General features: G+C 69.2%; 21 protein-coding genes. 9 read left to right on the top strand and 12 right to left on the bottom strand.

Going from position 1 to position 22273, the window contains the following annotated elements:
* Nucleotides 1-221: 221 nt before the first annotated feature.
* The 4 genes from ACI3KY_RS10070 to ACI3KY_RS10055 form a co-directional block, all read right to left on the bottom strand.
* Complete coding sequence (locus tag ACI3KY_RS10070) at nt 222-1400, bottom strand: hypothetical protein (protein ID WP_404930037.1); 1179 nt, start codon at nt 1398-1400, stop codon at nt 222-224.
* Between the two features lie 62 nt (nt 1401-1462).
* Complete coding sequence (locus ACI3KY_RS10065) at nt 1463-2752, bottom strand: ABC transporter substrate-binding protein (RefSeq protein ID WP_404930036.1); 1290 nt, start codon at nt 2750-2752, stop codon at nt 1463-1465.
* A gap of 49 nt (nt 2753-2801) precedes the next feature.
* Entirely contained in the window at nt 2802-3707 is a 906-nt protein-coding gene (locus ACI3KY_RS10060) for a carbohydrate ABC transporter permease (protein ID WP_404930035.1), read from the bottom strand.
* Complete coding sequence (locus tag ACI3KY_RS10055; protein ID WP_404930034.1) at nt 3697-4650, bottom strand: carbohydrate ABC transporter permease; 954 nt, start codon at nt 4648-4650, stop codon at nt 3697-3699. Before ACI3KY_RS10055 ends, ACI3KY_RS10060 begins: the two co-directional genes overlap by 11 nt.
* 132 nt (nt 4651-4782) lie before the next feature.
* On the opposite strand from ACI3KY_RS10055, the gene ACI3KY_RS10050 reads away from it, so the two are divergent.
* Nucleotides 4783-5553 (top strand): IclR family transcriptional regulator, encoded by a 771-nt coding sequence (locus ACI3KY_RS10050; RefSeq protein WP_404930033.1) that lies wholly within the window; start codon nt 4783-4785, stop codon nt 5551-5553.
* Between the two features lie 16 nt (nt 5554-5569).
* Here the strand turns inward: ACI3KY_RS10050 and ACI3KY_RS10045 are convergent, their stop codons facing one another.
* Together ACI3KY_RS10045 and ACI3KY_RS10040 are read right to left on the bottom strand one after the other, a co-directional pair.
* Complete coding sequence (locus ACI3KY_RS10045) at nt 5570-6271, bottom strand: SDR family NAD(P)-dependent oxidoreductase (protein WP_404930032.1); 702 nt, start codon at nt 6269-6271, stop codon at nt 5570-5572.
* 44 nt (nt 6272-6315) lie between these two features.
* Nucleotides 6316-7017 carry an RraA family protein gene (locus tag ACI3KY_RS10040; RefSeq protein WP_404930031.1) on the bottom strand — a complete coding sequence of 234 codons (702 nt, stop codon included), beginning with the start codon at nt 7015-7017 and terminating at the stop codon, nt 6316-6318.
* A 109-nt stretch (nt 7018-7126) separates the two neighbouring features.
* Between ACI3KY_RS10040 and ACI3KY_RS10035 the strand changes: the two genes are divergently transcribed.
* Nucleotides 7127-8317: an enolase C-terminal domain-like protein gene (locus ACI3KY_RS10035; protein WP_404930030.1), complete on the top strand. Its 1191-nt coding sequence runs from the start codon at nt 7127-7129 to the stop codon at nt 8315-8317.
* 13 nt (nt 8318-8330) lie between these two features.
* Here ACI3KY_RS10035 and ACI3KY_RS10030 read toward each other — a convergent pair whose 3' ends face one another.
* Together ACI3KY_RS10030 and galU are read right to left on the bottom strand one after the other, a co-directional pair.
* Entirely contained in the window at nt 8331-8960 is a 630-nt protein-coding gene (locus tag ACI3KY_RS10030) for a GNAT family N-acetyltransferase (RefSeq protein WP_404930029.1), read from the bottom strand.
* Nucleotides 8961-8996: 36 nt separating this feature from the next.
* Nucleotides 8997-9884, bottom strand: coding sequence for a UTP--glucose-1-phosphate uridylyltransferase GalU (gene galU / locus ACI3KY_RS10025; RefSeq protein WP_404930028.1), 888 nt, complete (start codon nt 9882-9884; stop codon nt 8997-8999).
* An 80-nt stretch (nt 9885-9964) separates the two neighbouring features.
* On the opposite strand from galU, the gene ACI3KY_RS10020 reads away from it, so the two are divergent.
* Genes ACI3KY_RS10020 through mscL form a run of 3 tightly spaced genes read left to right on the top strand, consistent with a single transcriptional unit; the run spans nt 9965 to nt 11342 of the window.
* Nucleotides 9965-10561 carry a 5-formyltetrahydrofolate cyclo-ligase gene (locus tag ACI3KY_RS10020; RefSeq protein WP_404930027.1) on the top strand — a complete coding sequence of 199 codons (597 nt, stop codon included), beginning with the start codon at nt 9965-9967 and terminating at the stop codon, nt 10559-10561.
* A 17-nt stretch (nt 10562-10578) separates the two neighbouring features.
* Complete coding sequence (locus tag ACI3KY_RS10015; RefSeq protein WP_404930026.1) at nt 10579-10878, top strand: FmdB family zinc ribbon protein; 300 nt, start codon at nt 10579-10581, stop codon at nt 10876-10878.
* Nucleotides 10879-10922: 44 nt separating this feature from the next.
* Complete coding sequence (gene mscL, locus ACI3KY_RS10010; RefSeq protein WP_404930025.1) at nt 10923-11342, top strand: large conductance mechanosensitive channel protein MscL; 420 nt, start codon at nt 10923-10925, stop codon at nt 11340-11342.
* A gap of 136 nt (nt 11343-11478) precedes the next feature.
* Here the strand turns inward: mscL and ACI3KY_RS10005 are convergent, their stop codons facing one another.
* The gene (locus ACI3KY_RS10005; protein WP_404930024.1) at nt 11479-11679 is read right to left on the bottom strand and encodes a hypothetical protein; all 201 of its coding nucleotides are present in this window, start codon (nt 11677-11679) and stop codon (nt 11479-11481) included.
* On the bottom strand, nt 11666-15433 hold the full coding sequence (locus tag ACI3KY_RS10000) for an AAA family ATPase (protein WP_404930038.1): 3768 nt from the start codon (nt 15431-15433) through the stop codon (nt 11666-11668). The genes ACI3KY_RS10005 and ACI3KY_RS10000 overlap by 14 nt, the downstream gene beginning before the upstream one ends.
* A gap of 210 nt (nt 15434-15643) precedes the next feature.
* On the opposite strand from ACI3KY_RS10000, the gene ACI3KY_RS09995 reads away from it, so the two are divergent.
* From ACI3KY_RS09995 to ACI3KY_RS09985, 3 genes are all read left to right on the top strand, one after another.
* A complete protein-coding gene (locus ACI3KY_RS09995; protein WP_404930023.1) occupies nt 15644-16234 on the top strand; it encodes a methylated-DNA--[protein]-cysteine S-methyltransferase in 591 nt (196 codons plus the stop codon).
* Between the two features lie 221 nt (nt 16235-16455).
* Nucleotides 16456-17376, top strand: a complete 921-nt coding sequence (locus tag ACI3KY_RS09990) for a LuxR C-terminal-related transcriptional regulator (RefSeq protein ID WP_404930022.1) — start codon at nt 16456-16458, stop codon at nt 17374-17376.
* A 167-nt stretch (nt 17377-17543) separates the two neighbouring features.
* The gene (locus tag ACI3KY_RS09985; RefSeq protein WP_404930021.1) at nt 17544-17897 is read left to right on the top strand and encodes an Lsr2 family protein; all 354 of its coding nucleotides are present in this window, start codon (nt 17544-17546) and stop codon (nt 17895-17897) included.
* A 32-nt stretch (nt 17898-17929) separates the two neighbouring features.
* On the opposite strand, the gene ACI3KY_RS09980 is transcribed toward ACI3KY_RS09985, so the two are convergent.
* Both ACI3KY_RS09980 and ACI3KY_RS09975 read right to left on the bottom strand, forming a co-directional pair.
* Entirely contained in the window at nt 17930-19399 is a 1470-nt protein-coding gene (locus ACI3KY_RS09980) for an NAD(P)(+) transhydrogenase (Re/Si-specific) subunit beta (protein WP_404930020.1), read from the bottom strand.
* Entirely contained in the window at nt 19396-20976 is a 1581-nt protein-coding gene (locus tag ACI3KY_RS09975) for a Re/Si-specific NAD(P)(+) transhydrogenase subunit alpha (protein ID WP_404930019.1), read from the bottom strand. Before ACI3KY_RS09975 ends, ACI3KY_RS09980 begins: the two co-directional genes overlap by 4 nt.
* Nucleotides 20977-21256: 280 nt before the next feature.
* Here ACI3KY_RS09975 and ACI3KY_RS09970 point away from each other — a divergent pair, with 280 nt between their 5' ends.
* Nucleotides 21257-22273 carry a phosphodiester glycosidase family protein gene (locus ACI3KY_RS09970; RefSeq protein ID WP_404930018.1) on the top strand — a complete coding sequence of 339 codons (1017 nt, stop codon included), beginning with the start codon at nt 21257-21259 and terminating at the stop codon, nt 22271-22273.

Genomic DNA, 22273 nt, shown 5'->3' with positions numbered 1-22273 from the left:
CTCCCCCGCCCCACACCTGCCCACCCATGCACACCACGGTATGCGACGGATGCCGGTGCCCCCGGCACGCGCTGGCGTGTCCCCCAACCTCATCAGGGTTTCTCACCGGTCTCGGCGACCGGACAACCGGGCGGGATCCGCCGAATGACCGGCCACGATCACCGGACACGTGCCACCGCGGCGACACCCGGCCGGCGAACAGCGCCGTCAGATCCGTGCTGTCAGCGCGCCCGGATCACGAGGTGCCGGAGCGCCACGGGATGTGTCGTGGGGCCGACCGCAAGCGCGATCTCGTGCATCTCCGCCGTGTGCGTCCCCGGGATCCGAATGCGCTGCGCACCCGGTCGCAGGGGCGTCACGCTCTCCCACCCGGCGTCCGAACGCACCACGATCGAGGCAGCGCCTCGCTCGTGGTCAACGTCGATGGAGGCGATCCTGTCCGGTGCGAGGCCCGGAAGACGCACCAGCGTGATGCGGTGCGGCAGGTCGGACGCGGGCACCTCCAGCCGCCCCCGCGTGACGACGGCGCCCGCGCCGTCGTCCACGAGACCCAGCGCCTCGGCCGGCCACGCCTCGCCGTCTCCGCCGCCCTCGTGGGCGGCGACCGGACCCTCCGGACGAAACAGGTCCACCCGCACGAGGGGGCTGTGCGCCGGCGTCCATTCCGCGGCGAGGTCGAGCATCCCGCGCGCGTCCACCGCCTCGGTGACGACGCGGACCCGCGCGATGTCACCCGCGAAATGATTCCCCATGCCTCCTCTCAGCAGAACCGCGCCGACGGTGAAGTCCGAGATTGTCCGCCGGTTGAGTCCGCCGGGGAAGTCGTAGGGGTTCTTCCGGTACTCGCGCGCTTGGCCCGACGGCGGGCCGACCTCCTGGAATCGCGGACGCGGGTCGGCGACGCCGTCCAAGTACGCCGCGATGGCGGCGCCGTCGTAGCTGAATCCGACGACGCGCCACTGACCCGGCGCGATCATGCGTGCGCTGGCGGCGTAGTCACGGCTGTAGGGAAGCCCCGGGCTCGGACCTCCGTCGGCCGACACATGTCCGACGGCCTGCTGGGCGCCGCCGTAGGTCGGCAGGCTGACGAAGAGGCCGTATTGACGTCGTGGATCGGCGTCGTCCTCCTGCCACATACCGGCGATGAACCCGGTGTCCAGCGACGCGCGACGGACGAGCGCGATGACACTCACCTGGTCACCCCGCACTGCGGCATGCAACGGCCCGACGTCGGCCGCATCGATGACGAGGAAGTCGTCCGCCCCATCGAAGTGCAGGGCTCCGCCGACGAGCGGATCGCTGACCCAGCCGGCCCCGGATGCGCGCAGCTCGAGCCGGTGCCCGGTGATGTCGCGCAGCGGCGCACGAGGGTCACGGAAGTCCCACTCGATCACGTCCATCGCGCCTCCGACGAGCCGATGGGGGCGCACCGGGCGGTGCGCCCCCATCGGGCGGGTTGTCGCTACTGGTTCTCGAGGATCGGGTCTGCAGCGTCGCACACGGCGGCCAGCTGCGACTCCACATCGGCATCCGCCGTCCAGACACCGTCGAGCGCCGGCTTGGTCGCCGTCGAGAGCTCGGGGAAAGCTACCGGATACGGGATCTGGTTCGCGTATTCGAGCGTGTCGAGCAGCGCCTCCTTGGCGTGCTCCGCAGGCACCTGGGGATACAGACTGGCGATGAACTCCTCGGTCTGCAGCGAGGTGCGCGGTGCGACGTAGGGCAGCGTCTCGGACCCGTGCTCGCTCGTGAAGTACGCGAAGAGTTCCGTCGCGAGCTCGGGTGCGGCGCCGTCGGCGAAGACGACCATGGATGCCTGCCCGATGAACGGGTCGTAATCGACGTCACCCTCGGGCTGCGGTGCCATGTCGTATTCGAAGGTCGAGTCGGCCAGCTGCGCGAGCGTGCTCGGGGCGCCGAGGTACATGCCCGTGTCCCCCGTCGGGAAGCTCGACGTGTTTCCGGGCGGCGGGTACGAGCCGTCCTCGAAGATCATGCCGTGCACGAATTCGAAGGTCTCGACGCTCTTCGGATCGGTGTAGCCGCACTCCGTGCCCTCGGGATACGCCGCGCCGCCGAAGCCCTTGAGGAACGGGGTGAACAGGGCGTAGCTCGTGTATCCCCACTGCGGGATGTCGAAACCGTACGTCACCACACCGGAGTCGACGAGCGCCTTCGCCGAGCTGCGGAGCGTCTCCCAGGTCCAGTCGCCGGAGTCGAACAGCTCGTTGGGTGTAGGGAGGCCAGCCTGCTCGAACGCTGTCTTGTTGTAGATGATGGGATGCGTGGTGCCCGCGAACGGGTAGCCGTACAGCTCCCCGTCGTCACCCTCGAGCTCCGCGTAGAGGTTCGGGATGATGTCGTCGAAGTTCCAGGCTTCGTCGTCCTTCAACGAGCTGATGTCGAGCAGCGCACCCGAGTCCACCCACGCCGGCGTCGCGGACTCGACGATCCAGCCGAGGTCGGGCGCCTCGCCGCCGCTCAGGCGGATCGACAGCTGGGCGTCGTACTCCGCGAACGGGATCGTCTCGATGGTGAGCTCACCGAGCTCGGGGTGGTCTTCGCGGAACTCGTCGGCGAGGTCCTGGAACGTCCCGATGATCGCCTCATCGGCCGTCCACACGGTCATCGTGAGGTCGACCGGCTCGGCGTCTTCGGCGTCGTCGGGTTCGGCGGGAGCCGCGGTGCATCCCGCCAGCGCGAGCGCGGCGAGCGTCAGTGCGGCGATGGCAGCGTGCTGTGTCTTGCGCATGAGTGGTTCCTTCCTGGTGAGGGCGCCGGCTGCCTCGCCGGCGATGGTGCTACTTGATCCCCGTGCCTGCGATGCCCTGGACGAACTGGCGCTGCGCGACGAAGAAGACGAGGAGGACGGGCACGACGCTGAGGGTGGTCGCCGCCATCTGGACGTTCCAGATCGGGATGCCGGTGATCGGGTCGGTGAAGGACTGCAGTGCGATGGGAACCGTCCACAGCTCGCGGGTGCGGAGGAAGACGAGCGGCTCGAGGAAGTCGTTCCAGCTGTTGAGGAACGTCAGGATGGCAAGTGCGGCCAGGGGCGCCTTCGCCAGCGGCAGCGCGATGCGTGCGAAGATCCCGAAGCGCCCGAGCCCGTCGACGCGACCGGCCTGCTCGAGTTCGACGGGCATGCTGAGGAAGAACTGCCGCATCAGGAAGACGCCGAGCACCGCCGGCACACCGAAGATCGAGGGCACGATGAGCGAGAGGTGCGTGTCGATCCATCCGAAGGCGGACACGATCCGGAACAGCGGGAGGATCGTGACCTCCGGCGGCACGAGCAGCGCGCTCAGCAGCAGGATGAAGAGGAAGTTGCGCCCGCGGAACTGGATGCGGGCGAACGCGTATCCCGCGAGAGATGACACCGCCAGGACGCCGAGCGTCGTGACCGCCGCGATGTACACCGAGTTCAGGAACTGCTGCAGGAACGGGCTCGTCGTGAAGGGCGTCAAGAAGTTGTGCCACTGCGGATCAGCGGGGAAGAGCACCGGCGGATTCTCGAAGACGTCGCCGTAGGTCTTCAGCGCCGTCGAGATCATCCAGAAGACGGGGAAGACGAAAGGCACGGCCACGAGCGTCATCAGCACGTAGACCAGGAGCTTCGCCAGCCACGGGCGGCGCTTCACCGGGGGCTTCTCGTCCCTCTTGTCCGCGCCGTCCACGACGGCGTCGAAGCCCAGGTCAAGACTCATTGAAGACCCATCTCCGTCGCGACCACCACTGCAACAGGGTCAGAGCGAGCACGATCGCGAACAGCACCACCGCGGCCGTCGACGCATAGCCGACCTGGAACGCCTTGAACGCCTGCTCGTAGATGTAGTAACCGAGGATGGCCGTGGATAGCTCTGGACCTCCCTCGGTGAGGAGGTACACCTGCGCAAAGGCCTTCAGCGAATTGATGGTGGCGAGGATCGCGACCATGAACGTCGTCGGTGTGATGAGCGGTGCGACGACGTGCCGGAAGGTCTGCCACCGGCCGGCCCCGTCGATCCTCGACGCCTCGACCAGTTCCGCCGGCACGTCCTGCAGCGCCGCGAGGAAGAGGATCATGCTGACGCCGACGCCCTTCAGCACCTGCACGATGATGATCGTCGTCATCGCGACGTTCTTGTCGGCGAGCCAGTTCGGGCCCTCGATGCCGATCATCGCCAGCCAGCCGTTGATGCCGCCTTGGTCCTGCAGCAGCACATCCCAGACGAGCGACCACGCCACGAGCGAGATGACGACGGGCACGAAGTAGGCCGTCCGGAAGATCGAGATAGCGCGCATGCGCTGATTCACCATCACCGCCAGGGCGAGGCCGAGCAGGATGCTGGCCGGGATGACGAACGCCGAGAAGATCGCCGTGTTGCCCAGCACCCGCGCGAAGACGCCGTTCGTGGCGAGGTCGACGTAGTTGTCCACACCGACGAAGCTGCTGCGCCCCGAGAGGGTGTTGTAGTCCTGCAGGCTGAAGGCGAAGACCCCCAAGATCGGGAGCGCCACGAACACCAGGAAGCCGAGCACCACCGGCGCGACGAAGGCGTACCCGTAGAGGCTGTCGATCCGCTCGAGCTTGCTGCGCTTCGGCCGGCGGCGAACCGCGGCAGGCGGGGACGACGTCCCGCGCTCGGTGCGTTCGATCGTCATGGTCATCTGCGCCTCGTCATTGAGATGTTGCATCTTGCACAACACAGTTGTGTAGAGTGAGATACCAGGATGCGCACTTCTCCGGCCGATGTCAAGCAGGAAAGCGCAGTATGGTCCAGGAAGGACAAGGGAGTCACCATGCCCGCAACGACGGAAGCCGGCGCATCCGCCGCACGCACACTCGTCCGCGGTCTGACGATCCTCGAGATCGTGGCCGAGGCTCCCGAGGGCATCGGGGTCACCGAGGTTGCCGCGCGTGCCGAGATCGACAAGGGCACGGTATCCCGTCTGCTGGCCACCCTGCGGCAGATGAGCTACGTCCAGCAGCGCAGCGCCGACCGGCGATTCGTGCTCGGCAGCCGCTGCCTGTGGCTCGCTCGCGAGTACCGCTCGCGGCGCGATGAACTCAGCAGCGTCGCTCAGCCGTTCCTCGCCGAACTTCGCGACATCACGCAGGAGACGGTGCACCTAGCGATCCTCGAAGAGAGCTTCGTGGTCTTCATCGCCCAGGAGCAGCCCGACCGGTCTATCCGCGTACGCAGCGCAGTGGGCTCGCGCCTGCCGATGCACCGCACGGCGATGGGCCGCGCCGTTCTCGCCGCGCTCGACGCGGACAGCCGCGATCAGCTGATCGCGACGCTCGAAGCGGATGCCGTCGCGCGGCAGGAGCCGATCGACGTGGCGCAGCTGCGCGCCGACGTCGACGAAGCGGTGGAGCGCGGCTGGGCGGCGGTCGACCGGCACGACGACGTCACGCGCCTGGCCTCGGCGATCGTGGATGCCGAGGGGAACCCGATCGCGGCGATCACTCTCTCGGGTCCTGACTACCGGATCGAGCCGGAGATCGACCGTCTCGGCAACGAGGTAACCCGCATCGCACGAGCCGTCAGCGACGCGCTCGGGCGCTGACCGGCGGACGAGGCGCTCAGAGCGACATCCCTCCGTCGACGAGCAGGTCCTGTCCGGTGATGTAGCCGCCCTCGCGCGAGCAGAGCAACAGGGCCGCTGCGACGAAGTCGCCGGGCTCGCCGATCCGCCCGGCCGGGATGCCGGAGAGCACGCGCTGTCGATACGATTCGTCGGCGAGCGCGTCGACGTTCCGCGGCGTGCGCACGACGCCGGGCGAGAGCGTGTTGACGGTGACACCTGACGCAGCGACCTGACCCGCGAGATTGCGGATGATGCTCGCGAAGGCGGCCTTGGAGGCGGCGTAGGCGGCCATGTCGGGGTGCGGGCGCGCCAGCTGCACGCTGCCGATGGACAGTACGCGCCCGAAGCCCCGCGCCTGCATGCCGGGCACGAGCGCCTGGAGCAGCTCGAATCCCGCCATGACGTTCACGCGCAGCTGCCGCTCCACGTCATCGGCGGAGAGCGTCTCCCAGCGGGCGCGAATCTGCAGCGACGCCGAGAGCACGACGATGTCGACCGGTCCTGCTGCCAGCGCGCGCTCGGCGAGCTGCGCCGCCGCGCCGGGCAGACCGAGGTCCAGATCGAATCCCGGGTCGGCCTGCTCCAGTCCGTGCCGTAGCACGTCCGCGCCGTGGGCCTCCATCGCGTCGGCGATCGCCGCGCCGAGGCCGCTCGTCGCGCCCGTCAGCAGCGCCCGCATCCCCATGAGGTCGAACACCCGCGGCTCCTCTCCCCGACGTTCGCGAGGCTATCGGATCCGGGTCAGAGGCGACCATGGCGTCGGTAGACCTCGACGGGGTCCTCGCCGTCGTTGAACTCCTCGCGCACCTGGTCCTCGTGACGGATCAGCTCCTCGGTCTTCTCGAGCACCTCGACGACGATGTCGCGGGGGATCACGACGACGCCGTCGAGATCGCCCATGACGAAGTCGCCCGGCGAGACGACGACGATGCTGGTAAGGGCTCCGCGCAGCGCGATGGTCAGCTGCCAGTCGTAGTAGCTCCAGCGCTTGACCGCCTCGACCGGCGTCAGGTACCGGGCGAACACCGGGAAGTCCCGTTCCAGCAGGAAGCGCGTGTCCCGCGAGCCTCCGTCGACGAGGGCGCCGATGACACCGCAGGACGCCCCGACCGTCGCGTTCATCTCACCGTAGTGCGCGGCCTGCATATCGAAGCTGCAATCGCGCACGTCGATGATCGGGACCCCGACCTCCTTCATCGCCTCGAACATGTGGATGCGGCGCGCACGCAGTCGCTCGTCGCCCGTGGGCTCCGGGATCCCCTTCAGGGTGAAGGCAGGGCCCGCGATCACCCAACGGTTGTCGACCGGCTTGATGTCGCTCGCGAGCGCCTGGTACGGATAGCCCATAGCGTCGAGCACGTCGTAGACCGCCCCCGAATAGGTGGCACGGTAGCGCTCGATGAGCTCCGGCACAGAGACGGCGTATTCGTACGGGTTCGTCATGAGCATCCTTGGTCATCCGGCTCTGTCATCACTGCAAGCCTGTTGCAGCAGACAATACACACGTTGCACTGAACAAGACAACCCGATGATCCTCGGCTAGGATCCCCGCATGCGCATCGTCGATCTGCGGGCTCGCACCGTCGCCATCCCGACCAACGCCCAGCTGCGCCATTCGACCGGGGTGCATCCGGGCTACTTCATGCGGACGATCATCGAGCTCGTCACCGATGAGGGCATCGTGGGTCTCGGTGAGGTGGGCGGCGGCGACCAGCGCGGCGCCCTCCTCAAGCTCAAGCCGCGCGTCATCGGGCTCGACCCGTTCCAGCTCGAGGTGATCAAGCTGAAGGTGCTGCGCTCGATCTACTACATGTCGAACGCGCGACTCTATGCCGCCATCGAGATGGCCTGCCTCGACATCCAGGGGAAGGCGATCGGGCGGCCGCTCAGCGACCTGCTAGGCGGCCGACTGCGGGACGAGGTCCCGTTCATCGCCTATCTGTTCTGGCGCTACGACCGCCCGGGCGGGGGCGACGACGCACGCGCCGAGGACATGGTCGACCTCTGCGAGGAGCTCACCGAGACCCTCGGCGTGAGCGCGATGAAGCTCAAGGCGGGGGTGCTCGCGCCCGAGGAGGAGGTGCGCGTCCTCGAGCTCTGCCGCGACCGGCTCGGCCCCGACTACCGGCTCCGCATCGACCCGAACGGCGTCTGGTCGGTTCCCACCGCCGTGCGGATGGGTCGACGCTTGGAGGCCGTCGCCCCCGAGTACTACGAGGATCCGGCGTGGGGCCTCACGGGCAACGCGGCCGTGCGCGAACAGGTGCGCCTGCCGATCGCGACCAACATGTACCCGGCGCGCTTCGACGACCTCGCCCCCGGCATCCGCCTCGGCGCTGTCGACGTCGTCCTGACCGACATCCATTACTGGGAGGGTCCCCGCGGCGTGAAGGAGCTCGCGGCGGTCTGCCGCACGTTCGGGCTGGGCGTCGCGATGCACTCAGGGTGCGAGTTCGGCGTCGAGCTGGCGTCGATGCTGCACACGGCGAGCACGATTCCCGAGATGACCACCGCCGGCGACGCCCACTACCACTACCTCGAGGACGACATCATCGCCGGCGGTCTGATGCGCTATGTCGACGGCAGCATCGCGGTGCCCACAGGGCCAGGCCTCGGCGTCGAACTGGACCCCGAGAAGATGGACAAGTACGAGCGCTTCTTTGAAGAGCACGGCGACTACTACGCACGGTTCCACGTGGATGAGCGCCGGCCGGACTGGTACCCCAGCGTCGGCGGCATCTAGCAGACGCCAAGTTCTAGGCGTGCAGGCGGTCGGCGGGCGGCACCGTGGCCGCATCCTGCGGGGCGCGGCCCGAGATCCAGCGCTGCAGCACGCCCTCCGGCACATCCTCGCGGACGAGGGCGAAGGCGTAGTGGTCGCGCCAGTCGCCGTCGATGTGGATGAAGCGACGCCGCAGGCCCTCGTAGCGGAAGCCGAGCTTCTCGACGACACGAAGGCTGGCGCGGTTCTCGGGGCGGATGCAGATCTCCATGCGGTGCAGCCGCAGTTCCGAGAAGCAGATGTCGGTCGCGAGCGCCACAGCGGTCGGCGTGATGCCCCGGCCCGCGAACCGCTCGCTCACCCAGTAGCCGATCGTGGCCGACGCGAGCGAGCCGCGCGCGATGCCCCACACGTTCAGCTGGCCGGCGATCTCACCGTCGGACTCCATGACGAACGGCACGCCGGCGCCGTCGCGATACTGCTGGAGCAGCCGACGGACGCCCATCCGCATGTCGAAGGAGACGGGCCCGTCCGGGCTGGTCGCCTCCCACGGGCGCAACCAGCCGCGATTGGACAGCAGCTCGTTCTGCAGCACGCGCGCGTCGCGCTGCTTCACGAGCCGGATGGCCACCGACCCGTGCCTGCGAGGAGCCGACAGATCCACGAGACTCCCTCGAACGGGCGGCGTCGGATCCGAAGATCAGAGGGTCGCCGCGAACTCCTTGAACCAGGGACGCAGTGCGGGGCCGAGATCGTCGCGATCCGCCGCCAGCTGCACGATGGCCTTGATGTAGTCCACCCTATCGCCGGTGTCGTAGCGACGGCCACGGAAAACCACGCCGTAGACGCCCGGGCCGTCGGGGTCGGCCGCCAGTTCCTGCAACGCGTCGGTGAGCTGGATCTCGCCGCCCTTGCCGGGCTCGGTGCGCTCGAGGATCTCGAACACGTTCGGCGACAGCACGTAGCGGCCGATCACGGCGAGGTTCGAGGGCGCGTCCTCGGCGTTGGGCTTCTCGACGAGGCCGTTGACCTTGACGACGCCGTTGCCATCGGTCGATTCGACCGAGGCGACGCCGTAGAGGTTGATGTGCGCGGGATCGACCTCCATGAGCGCGATGATGGCGGCGCCGGTGCGCTCGTGCTCCGCGATCATCGTGGTGAGCAGCTCATCGCGCTCGTCGATCAGGTCGTCACCGAGCAGGACGGCGAACGACGAGTTGCCGACGTGCGCCTTGGCACGCAGCACGGCGTGCCCGAGGCCCTTGGGCTCACCCTGGCGCACGAAGTGGATGTCAGCCAGATCGCTCGACTCCAGCACGCGGTGGAGGCGGTCGGTGTCGCCCTTGTCCTTCAGCTTCTCCTCGAGCTCGGGCACCGAGTCGAAGTGGTTCGAGATCGCGTTCTTGTTACGGCCGATGATCACGAGGATGTCGTCGATGCCGGCTTTCGCGGCCTCTTCGACCACGTACTGGATCGCCGGCTTGTCGACGACTGGGAGCATCTCTTTGGGCATCGCCTTCGTAGCAGGAAGGAAGCGGGTGCCGAGACCGGCGGCCGGAATGACGGCCTTGATCGGAGAATGAGGCATTCCCCGAGTCTAGACGGCACGTCCCCTGGGCCGATTTCGTACACGACCGGGAGTGGAGCGGCGCGCCGTAGAATCGACACATGCCCGACGCCATCGCCGATGCCAAGCGCGCCCTGCGCGCAGAGCTCCGCGAGCGCCGCCAGCTGATCACCCCCCAGGCGCGCGAACTCGCCGAGGCCGGTGTCCGCACTCAGCTCGACGCCCTCGTCGCCGAGCACGGCGCGCAGTCGATCTCCTGCTTCCTGTCGACCACCACCGAGCCGGGCACACGCTCCTTCGTGACGGATGCCGTGGCCCGCGGCATCCGCGTGCTCCTTCCGGTGACGCGCACCGACGGCCTGCTCGACTGGGCGGTCGCCACGCCAGAGGGCGATATCGCGGAGGGCATGTTCGGGCTCCCCGAACCCGTCGGCGAACTGCTGGGACCGATCGCCGTGAACGACGTGGACCTGCTGATCATCCCGGCAGCGTCGGTCGACCGCACCGGCATGCGACTCGGATGGGGGCGCGGCTTCTACGACAAGACCCTCGGGTCCATGGAGCGCTGCCCGCCCGTGTACGCCGTCGTCTTCGACTCCGAGTTCGTCGATGAGGTCCCGAGCGACGAACTCGATCAGCGCGTCACCGGCGTCGTCACGCCCACGCGCACCATCACCCTCGCGCCCACCCGGCGCTGACACCCACCGAGAGAGCCATGCCCACCTACGCGTACGCCTGCAAGGAATGCGGTCACCGCTTCGACGCGGTGCAGTCCTTCGCCGATCCGACCCTCACCGAATGCCCCGAGTGCGGCGGCGTCCTGCGCAAGGAGTACGGCTCCATCGGCGTGACGTTCAACGGCTCGGGCTTCTACCGCACCGACTCGCGCGCCGGCGCGAAGACCGCCGACGCCGGCACGAGCGGCGCGAAGGATGCCTCGACTGGCGCCTCCTCGTCGACTTCGACATCATCGAAGTCCGAGGCGAAGGCCTCACCCGCGCCGTCCGGATCCTGATCGTCCGGCGCCCCCGGCGCGGGTCGACACCCAGGGGGGTATCCGTGATCAAGGGCTTCAAAGAGTTCATCCTGCGCGGCAACGTCATCGACCTCGCGGTCGCGGTGGTCATCGGCGCGGCGTTCACCGCGGTGGTGAACGCGATCGTCTCGAGCATCATCAACCCGCTCATCGCCCTCGTCTGGAAGCCGGATAAGAACGGCACCATCGGCATCACGGTGAACGGTCTCTGGGGACCGGTGACGTTCCCGATCAGCGACCTGATCAACGCGATCATCGCCTTCCTGGCGGTCGCGATCGTCGTCTACTTCGTCTTCGTGCACCCGATGAACGTCCTGAAGGAGCGGGCGGCCGCCAAGGCCGGGATCACGCCCGCCGACGAGGAGCCGAAGCTTCCTACCGAGCAGGAGATCCTGGTACAGATCCGCGACATCCTCGAGGCGCAGAGCACCTCGAGGTCCTGACGCCCGTTCCCGCGAGGGTGCAGCTGGTGGCCGAGAGCTAGGCAACTCCCCTACCCCTCGTCCACCCAGTGCACTCTCGCGGATCTGGCGGCGCGGATCCCCGGGGCGACTCGCCGGGGGGCGCGCACAGCGCCGGTCAGTAGTGCGGCGGAACGTCGCGGCGTAGGCGCTCGTCGTTCGGCCCTGACGACCCTGAAGTCGCGTCGGGGGCCGCGGCCGCGGCATCCGTCGTCTCATCAGCAGGGACGGGCTCGGCGCTCGTGCCGGGCGCGGGCGTCAGCTTCGCGCGGCGTGAGCCCTTGACCCGCTCGATGCGCTGACGGTCACTCGACGACATCGATCGGCTGGGTCTCGTTGTCGACCCGGGGCGCGTCGGGCGGCACGCCGAGCATCGCGGCGATGCGCTGCGCGACGTCGGCGGGGTCGCGGTAGAGGTCGAACGAGTGCACGCGCACGTAATGCCAGCCCAGGCGGCGCAGGATCTGCGGACGCAGGCGCAGTGACTCGCGCAGCGATTCGCCGATCGTCTCGGGGTCGCTCTCGACCACCACAGCCTTGCCGTCGTACTGCGCGACGAGCGGCAGCAGGCCGCGGTAGTGCACGTCGACGGAGAGGCCGGCGCGGCGAAGCTCGCGGGCCAGGCCCCGGGTCAGCGGATCGGCGAGATCTTCGAGCCGCGCCTCCCGCGAGCGCGCGGCGATGCCGCCGAGGATCGTCATGAGCGTCGCGGCGCCGTACTCCAGGCGCCCATCGTCGAAGGCCGAGGGCCGGATCGACGACACGATCACCATCGAGCGGCGCGCGCGCGTCATGCCTACCGTCAGCAGCCGCTCCCCGTCGGGCGACGAGAGGTCGCCGAAGTCGCTCAGCACGCGGCCGTGCTTGGTGAGGCCGAAGCCGAGGGAGAAGACGACGCGATCGCGGCTCTCGGCGACCGACTCCTCGAGGGTCAGCACGGCGAACGGCTCAGCGGTGTCGCGGGAGACGAAGTCGGCGACATCTGAGCGCCCGGCGAAGGCGGCCTCGACGGCTCCGCGGATCCGCTCGGCGTGACGCGCCGATGCGGTCACGACCATCAGCGATTCGCTCCCCCGGTTGACCGCGTGCTCGACCACGAGGGTCACGACGCGCGCGACCTCGGAGTCCGGGCTCTCGACAGCGCCGGTGACGGCGTCAGGGGTGCCGTGGCCGCCCTCGACGTAGTCGACCGTCAGGCTGCCGCGGCCCAGGTACGACCCGGCCCACGGGAGCGACACGAGCTCGCCGCCGTAGAACGCGTCGTTGACGAGGGCCGCGAGGTCTTCGCCGCCGGCGCGATAACTGCGGGTCAGCGTCTCGACCGGCAGCAGCTCGGCGAGCCGCTCGAAGACGCTCGCCGAATCGAAGGGCACCTCGTCGTCGGCGGAATCGTCGGCGGAGGCTGAGGCTGAGGCAGAGGGGCCGGTCCCGTTGGTCTGCGGCGGCGTGACGGCAGCCGACACCGGCGAGCCTGCGGCCACCCGGAACGGCGTCGGCTTCTGCGTGACCGGATCGCCGAACGCCACGATCTGCCCGCCCCTGCGGAGCGCGGGCGCTGCCTCGGCCAGGCACAGGGCTCCGGCATCCGCCAGAATCACCACGTCGAACGCGACGGCGTCGGGGATCCGGGGCACCTCGTACGGCGAGGCCAGCCACACCGGCGCGAGCGTTCGCGAGAGCGACGGTGCTACGGCGGCGAGCTCGGCGGCGGTGATCGCGCCGCGCTTGAGCGCCTGCTTCAGTCCGTCGGCCTCGTCCTTGTGGTCGACGATGCCGATGCGCCACTGCGTGGCCAGCTGCGCGGCGAGGAGGGGACCGGATGCCGCGGCATGCGCTTCATCGACCAGCCGGAAGTCGCGCTCGAGGCGGTCCACGACGGCGGTGTTGGCACCGAGAACGGCGCGGTCCGTGCGCAGCAGCAGCTCGAGCGCGGACTGCCACCACGCGTACTCGAGCTCGGCCGCCACCTCGTCCTCGGGAACGTGCCGCACCGACAGCTCGAGCAGGAGGGGCTCCAGGCCCATCGCGGCGAGCTCGGTGCGCAACGTCGCGCGCTCCTTGAGGTTGTCGAACACGTCCGAGTCGGCGGCGAGGCCGGCGAGCGTGCGCACGAGGTGCTTCACGGGCATCGTGGCGAGCCGGTCGGGGTCGTTGCGGCCGAGCGCGGCGTCGAGTTCGCCGAGCTCGGCGTCGACGCGCTGCCACGCGACCTGCACGTCGGCGAGGCCGAGCGGCACCTCGGGCGTGACCCCGGCTTCGACGTACCGCTGCCATTCGGTGCGCTGCTGCTGGATGCGCACGAGCGCCTCGTACATGTCGGGCACGTGCACACCGGGACGCAGATACTCGCGCGACAGCCGACGCAGCCGGCGACGGTTGGCCCCGGTCATGTCGGGTGCGTCGCGCCGCGGCGCGTGCGCCTGGATCAGCTCTCCCAGCGGCCGTTCGAAGACGGTGAGGCTGAACCGATCGAGCGAGTCCCGGATGCCGCGCAGCAGGCGCAGGTACACACCGAGTTCTGCGATCGTCTGGAACGGACGCATGCGCGTCTGCGCGATGAGCTCGTAGCCGCGCTCGAGGAGGGTCGGCACGTCGCTGCGGTGCAGCTTGCGGGCGAGCGCGTGGGCGCCGTGTGCCGCTTCGACGGTCGTGAACGTGACGCCGTACCAGGGCGAGTCGTCGGGGCCGAACCGGAACTCGCCGAGCCGGGCCGCCGCGGCCAGCTTGGCTGCGGCATCCTGTCGCGTCGTGGCCAGACGGGCGAGCGCCTCCCCGTCGAAGCGAGCTTCGGTCACCGGCGTCCCGCCCTCCTCGGCGAGCCGGGCGAGCTCACGGAGGATGTCGAGGACGGACACCCCGAATGACGGATGCCGCGCCGTCACGGCCGAGCGGTAGTCACGGAGGACTCCCCGCAGGCGCACCAGCGCGTCGTCGATGTCTGAGACCTTCGGCGCCTGGGCCTTCTCGTTGCGGCCGATGGCACGGATGAGATCGCGCTGCAGGCGGTCGGGCGAGACCGCGAGGCCCGGGAGCCCGATGCCGGCGAGCCGGTGGCGCACGCCGTCGAGCGTCGAGCGGCGAGCGCTCACCACCAGCACCCGCTTGCCGTCCCGCACGAGCGCGCCGATGGCGTTGATCACGGTCTGGGTGCCGCCGGTGCCGGGCAGCGTGTGGACGACGAGCGACTGTCCGTCGGTCACCCGGGCCAGCACGCGCTCCTGCTCGGAGTCTGCGTCGAGCAGCAGCATGTCGGCGGCCGGCGGACGCTCGTCGGGGCTCGTCGGCACCGGTCCGCGGCGGTGGAGCGTCAGCGACTCGCGGTCGGAGACGTGGCCGGCCAGGGCGTTGAGCACGCGGTGGTCGAGGTTGGAGGCGTCGAGGGCCATGTCGCCGCCGACGTCGGCGAAGCTCGACACCAGCAGTCGCGGCTTCACCGCGAAGGTCTCGCTTCTCGCCGTCAGCGCACGGATGTGGTCGATCACCGGCTGCGGTTTGAACACGCCGTTGTCATACGCGAGGGCGGCGAGGCCGCCGGCGTCGATGATGATGCCGAAGTGGGTGCGCATCGCACGGATGAGCTCGGGGTTGACCGAGAACGTCCCGTGCAGCTTGAGCTCGAAGTCACCGTGATGGCGTCGGATGGCGAGCGGACGCAGCAGCACCGGTGCGCTCCAGCCGATCCCTCCGACACGCCAGGTCGCGAGGCCCACAGCGAGCCGCACGGTATCGAGGCCCCTCGTCGTGCGGAGCTCCTGATCCTTCGCGGTGATGCGCTCGGCGGCCAGCCGGGCGTTGCGCAGCGCGACCTCGTCGCGGAAGAGGTTCGAGAGGAGCGTCGAACGACCGGTGATGAACTGCGGCAGGCTGCCGGGGTGCGCTTTGGTGATCTCGATCGAGGCGTCCTGGCCATCGGCGAAGTGCAGCAGGGTCGACCTGCCACCCAGGGCGGCGGACTGCTGGCGGAGCCGGTCGCGCTCGGACTCCGCGACGTGCACGACAGTGACGTCGGGTTCGGCGAGACCCAGATCGCCCGGGGTCACGTCATGCCCGCGCTCGGCGTCTTCTGAGCCCAGCACGGCGCTCCGTTCTGCTCGCCACACACGTGCCACCCTAAAGGCGGTCGCCGCCGGGCACTTGCAATGGACCTGAGTTTCGCGGTATTGGACCCGGCCGGATCAGCCACGGCATCGGCGGTTCCTCCCCAACGCCGGACCGCGCGAGGCTTCCCACAGATCGTCGCCTGCACCGGCCTCCGGGTCGGCGCTGCGCGCCAGGATGGTCGCATGACACCCGAGGACTCCCCCCGTTATCGCGTCCACCCGTCGCCGATCGGCGACATCCTCATCGTCACGACAGCCGACGGCATCGTGACCCTCCATCCCTTCGACGGCCCCCTGCACGCCGAGATCGAGCGGGTCGCGCTGCGCCTGCGCGCGCTGCCGGTCCCGGATGAGAGTGCGGAGCCGGGTTCTGCGTCCGATGAGGACGTCGACGCGGCGGGCCTGTTCGAGCTGGCGGGGGTACAGCTGGACGAGTACTTCGCCGGCGACCGCCGTGAGTTCGACCTGCCGCTGGACTGGCGCCTGGTGCGCGGCTTCACGCGCGCGGCTCTCGACGCCGTGTGCGACATCCCGTACGGCGAGACGGCGAGCTACGGCGAAGTGGCCATCTCAGCCGGCATTCCGCGTGCCGCCCGCGCGGTCGGCACGGCGTGCGCGACCACTCCTTTCTCTGTCGTCGTTCCGGTGCACCGCGTCGTGCGCGCCGACGGCTCGCTCGGCGACTACGGCGGGCGGCCCGAGATGAAGCGGTTCCTCGTCGACCTTGAGCAGGGCCCGAGCGTTCCGCAGGCGCCGGATCAGGCCGGTGGTTGAACGAGCGAGGAACAAGCGAGACGGAACGCTTCAGACACTCGAACAAACCCGGACGCGGGCGGCCCGCCCCACCCGTCCGACACAAAGCCGGCGGCGGGCGTGTAGGCCGCCCGCTCGCCGCGGGGCCCTGGTGGACCAGCCACCCGGGCCCCGCATCTGCCGGTGGTAAAGTCGGCCTACGAATGGCGGCGAGGACGCCGTCACCCCGGAAGCAGGTACTCGTGGGCGCGTCCCTCCCACATCGTGCGCCGAACCCCGCTCGCGCGGGCGTCGTCGGCCCGGCCGGTGATGCCCTCGGCACTGCTCAGGGTGATGCGCAGGCCCTGGACCTGGCGGTCGCCGAGCTGGTGCGCCGCACGCGCTTCCCGGTGGGCTTCGGTGGGCTCGCGCGCGGCGACGCGATCCACGTCACCTCGATCCACGGTGCCCGCACTCGCTCGCTCGAGGGTCTGGTCGTGGAGGCCTCGCGCGGACTCGGTGGGCGCGCGCTCGTCGAGAAGCGCCCTCGTCTCGCGGTGGACTACGGATCGTCGCGCAGCATCACGCACGACTACGACCGTGCCGTGCTCGGCGAAGGCATCGCCACCCTGTTCGCTGTTCCCGTGATGGTGGGCAACCGTGCGCGAGGAGTCATCTACTGCGGGTCGTGGGCAGAGTCGCCGGTCGGCGACGTCGTCGCCCGGCCCGCGTTCGCCGTCGCCGAAGAGCTGTCGAGCGAGCTGCGCATCCGTGACGAGGTGCAGCGCCGACTCACCCTCTCCCCCTCGCCGGCGGGACCTGCCGCGATGCCCGCCACCACGCGGGAAGAGCTGCGCGAGACGTACGCCGAGCTGCGCAGCATCGCCGCCGTCGTCGACGACCCGGCGCTGCGCGCGCGATTGGCACGCCTGGAGCACCGTGTGGCCGCCCTCTCGCAGGACAGCAGCGAACCACCGCTGGAACTGGACGTCCGGCTGTCCCCGCGCGAGATCGATGTGCTCGCCTGCGCCGCGCTCGGCGCGACCAACGCGGAGATCGCCGCGACCCTCGATCTCAAAGAAGGCACCGTCAAGTCGTACCTGCAGTCCGCGATGGCGAAACTGGATGCCTCCACCCGTCATGCGGCAGTCGTGACGGCGCGTCGCGCCGGCCTTCTTCCCTGACCTCCGCCCGACCTCGTCCGATCACGGTGCGGGCGAGGTGAAACGGAATGCCGCGGACATCGCGAATCATCCAAATTCGGCGGCGGATCATGAATGCTTGATGAGGGAATTCTCCATAATGGGAATATCGCCTGGGCGGGGGCGACAATTGCGGATATTGTTCCAGCATGGCCCGAAGAATCGTTCACCAGCTCGTCGATGACATCGACGGAACCCTTTTGGAAGCCGGCGAAGGCGAGACAGTGCTGTTCTCCCTCGACGGTGTCGCATACGAGATCGACCTCACCGAAGAGAATGCTGCAGCGCTGCGCACCAGTCTCGAGCGTTACACGAAAGCCGCACGTTCGGTTTCATCGTCCCGTGCGGCATCCAGTGCCGCATCGGCCGGGCGAAAGCGCCGCCGCAGCGGGCAGCAGGACTTCAGCGCCGTCCGCGAATGGGCGAAGCAGAACGGCTATCAGGTTTCCGAGCGGGGTCGGGTTCCGGCAACCGTTCTCGAAGCCTACGAGGCGGCGCACTGACGCACGCCGCCTCGCGGCCTTTTCACGACGATTCAGCGCAGTTCCGACGTGCGTGAGAGTTGGAAGAGAATCTCCTCGACTTTCTCTTTCGCATCTCCGAACAGCATCTGAGTGTTGTCGCGGTAGAACAGCGGATTCTGCACGCCCGCATATCCGGATGCCATCGATCGTTTGAAGACGATGACATTCTGGGCCTCCCAGACCCGCAGCACCGGCATCCCGGCGATCGGGCTGCCGGGATCCTCCGCCGCGGCCGGATTGACGGTGTCGTTCGCGCCGATCACGAGCACGACGTCGGCGGCCGACAGGTCGTCGTTGATCTCGTCCATCTCGAGCACGATGTCGTACGGCACCTTGGCCTCGGCCAGGAGCACGTTCATATGGCCGGGCAGGCGGCCGGCGACCGGATGGATGCCGAACCGCACGTCGACGCCGCGCTCGCGCAGCTTCTGCACGAGGTCGGCCACGCCGTGCTGCGCCTGGGCGACGGCCATGCCGTAGCCCGGCGTGATCACGACGGTCGACGCGCCGGCGAGCAGGTCGGCCGCGCCCTCGGCATCGATCTCGCGGTGCTCGCCGTAGTCCTGCTCGCCGCCGGCCGGCGCCTCGATGCCGAAGCCGCCGGCGATGACCGAGAGGAACGACCGGTTCATCGCCTTGCACATGATGTAACTCAGGTACGCACCCGACGACCCGACGAGCGCGCCCGTCACGATCAGCAGGTCGTTGTCGAGCAGGAACCCTGCCGCCGCAGCCGCCCAGCCGGAGTAGCTGTTGAGCATCGAGACGACGACGGGCATGTCGCCGCCGCCGATCGAGGCGACGAGGTGCCAGCCGAGCGCGAGCGCCAGCGCCGTGACGAGCACGAGCAGCCAGAGCTCGGGCGTGATGACGTACCAGACCGTCAGGACGAGGAACGCGACGAGGGCGCCGACATTGAGCGCGTTCTTCCCCGGCAGCATGAGCGGCTTCGACGAGATGCGACCCGACAGCTTCAGAAACGCGACGATGGATCCGGTGAAGGTCACGCCGCCGATGAAGACGCCGATGAACACTTCGGCGTGATGGATGTCGGCAAGCGCACCCTCGAGGCCGGTGTCGTACAGCGCGCCATTCCACCCGACGAGCACGGCAGCGAGACCGACGAAGGAATGCAGCAGCGCGATGAGCTCCGGCATCCCGGTCATCTCGACCACCCGCGCGCGCCAGAGGCCGATCGCCCCGCCGACGACGACCGCGACGACGAGGAGCACGAGCCCGGTCGTCGCCGCGCTGCCCGCCGACGAGTCCGTTCCCTCGGTTGCTGAGCCTGTCGAAGCACCCCACGCGCCGGCGGCCGTCACCCACACCGTGGCGATGAGGGCGATCGCCATGCCGACGATGCCGAACGTCACGCCGCGGCGACTGGTCTCGTGCTTGCTGAGTCCGGCGAGGCTGAGGATGAACAGCAGTGCGGCGACGATGTAGGCGGCGCCCGCCACCTGTCCGGCGACGGCGGTCATCGGCTCTCACCCTTCTGGAACATCGCGAGCATGCGCCGCGTGACCGCGAACCCGCCGAAGATGTTGATGCTCGCCAGCAGCACGGCCACGGCAGCCAGGATCTGGACCGTGAGATCGGGCAGCGTGATCTGCACCATCGCACCGACCACGATGATGCCCGAGATCGCGTTCGTGACGCTCATCAGCGGCGTGTGCAGCGCGTGGGCGACATGGCCGATGACGTAGAACCCGACCACGATCGCGAGCGTCAGCACGAGGAAGTGCTGCGGCAGCGGTGGCGGCGCGAAGGCGCAGATCGCGAAGAGCGCCGCAATTCCGGCGAGGATGAGGCCGGTGCGGGCGCCGGCGGACATCGGCTTCTTCGCCTCGACCCCGGGGGCCGCTGTCCTGGTCCCCGCGCCTGCTCCGGCCCCTGAGCCTGCCGAAGGGCCGGTCGGCGCGGCCGACACCTGCACCGGCGGCGGCGGCCAGGTGATCTCGCCGTTCTGCACGACGGTGACCGTGCGCTGCACCACATCGTCGAAGTCGAGGGCGAGCACGCCGTCCTTGCCGGGGGTGAGCAGCTTCAGCAGGTTGACGAGGTTCGTCGCGAACAGCTGAGACGCCTGCTGCGGCAGGCGGCCGGGCAGATCCGTGTAGCCGAGGATCACGACGCCGTTCTCGGTCACGACCTTCTCCCCCGCGACCGACCCGTCGACATTGCCGCCCTGCCCCGCCGCCATGTCGACGATCACGCTGCCGGGCCGCATGGACGCGACGTCAGCAGCGGTGATGAGGCGCGGCGCGGGCCGGCCGGGGATCAGTGCGGTCGTGATGATGATGTCGACGTCGGCCGCCTGCTCCGAGTAGATCTCGGCGGCGCGCCGGTCGTACGCCTCGCTCGTGGCCTTGGCGTAGCCATCGGCCGAGACCTGCTTCGCCTCGTCCGGCACGACCACCTCGAGGAACTGGCCGCCGATCGACGCGACCTGGTCGGCCACCTCCGGCCGCGGGTCGGTCGCACGCACGATCGCGCCGAGGCTCGAGGCCGCGCCGATCGCGGCGAGTCCCGCCACACCCGCGCCCGCCACGAGCACCTTCGCGGGCGGCACCTTGCCCGCTGCCGTCACCTGGCCGGTGAAGAAGCGGCCGAACTCGTGCGCGGCCTCGACGACGGCGCGATAGCCCGCGATGTTGGCCATCGAGCTCAGCACGTCCATCGACTGCGCCCGCGAGATCCGCGGCACCGCGTCGAGCGCGATGGCCGTGATCCCTCGCGTGGCGAGCGCCTCGACGAGGTCGGGCCGCAGCGCCGGGCTCAGCGTCGCGACGATCGTCGCGCCGTCGGCGAGCCGGTCGATCTCGGCCGGCGTCGGCGCGACGACCTTGAGTACGACCGGCGCCGCCCAGGCGGTCGCTCCGTCGACGACGGTCGCCCCGGCCTGCGCGAACGCGGAGTCCGGGAACGACGAGGCGGCGCCGGCGCCGGCTTCGACGACGACGTCGTAGCCGAGGGCGATGAGTTTGGGGACGGTGTTGGGGGTCGCCGACACCCGGTTCTCTCCGGGCGCTTCGGCGACGATGCCAATGCGGGTCATGCGTTCCTCACGTTCGGGTGGGCGGCGTGGGCCGCCCTCACAAAGGGCTCGCGGGCGCCTTCCTCGACGCTCGCCACGACGCCTCCACCATGTCAGACCGCCACGCGGTTCTACCTCACGTTGCGCCCGACACGATGTCAAGAATCACAGATCTTGCTGTCGACGCACCACAATCCGGCTTCTTCGGCCGCTCCCGTGGCCCGGCCCCCGGCATCCTCACCGAGAAACTTCATAGCTCAGGGCGAAGGTCGCCGTAGGTCGGCCGCCTATCCATGAAGGCATGGACAAGAAGAGCAGCGGCAGCACGACGCCCGGCAGGCGCCGGCTCCGCAACATCGTCATCGCCTCCGGCCTGGTCGTCGCCCTCTCCGGTGGCGCGGGCGCCGTGTGGGTCGTCGACCGCTTCCTCGTCGAGCACGTCGAGATCGCCGACGTGTCGGAGTACGAGGCTCAGAATTCGTCGACGGACTCGACAGCCGACGCGACGAAGACGACGGATGCCGCGGCCGCCGCCGACGCGGTCGTTACGGCGACCTCGTACACCGACGCCGGCACGGCCATCTCCATCTCGACGGTCACTGAGGGCTCCGGCTCCGACACCGTGACGTACTACGTCGCCGATGTGACGCTGTCGGACGCCACGACACTGCAGAGCGCCTTCGCGAAGGACCAGTTCGGCGAGAACATCACCGAGCTCACGAGCGAGATCGCAGCCGACAACAACGCGGTCTTCGCCATCAATGGCGACTACTACGGGTTCCGTGACACCGGCATCGTGATCCGCAACGGCGTCGTCTTCCGCGACGAGCCGGCCCGCGAGGGGCTCGTGTTCTACACCGACGGCACGGTCGAGATCTACGACGAGACCACCACGAGTGCCGAGGCGCTGCTCGCCGACGGCGCGTGGAACACGCTCAGCTTCGGCCCGGCGATTGTCGCGGAGGGCGCCGTCGTCGACGGCATCGAGTCGCAGGAGATCGACACGAACATCGGCAATCACTCGATCCAGGGCGACCAGCCCCGCACCGCGGTCGGCGTCATCGACGAGAACCACCTGGTGTTCGTCGTGGTCGACGGGCGTCAGTCGGGGTACAGCGAGGGCGTCACCCTCACCGAGCTCGCCGACATCATGATCGACCTGGGCGCGACCACCGCGTACAACCTCGACGGCGGCGGCTCGTCGACGATGTACTTCGACGGCGAGGTCATCAACTCGCCCTCCAACGGCGACGAGCGCGCCACGAGCGACATCCTGTACATCGCCGACGCTTCCGCTTCCGGCGACGACGCGGAGTGA

It is taken from the genome of Microbacterium sp. ZW T2_14, assembly GCF_044987405.1.
Classification (GTDB): Bacteria; Actinomycetota; Actinomycetes; order Actinomycetales; family Microbacteriaceae; genus Microbacterium.
This window is presented reverse-complemented; position numbering and strand designations above follow the sequence as displayed.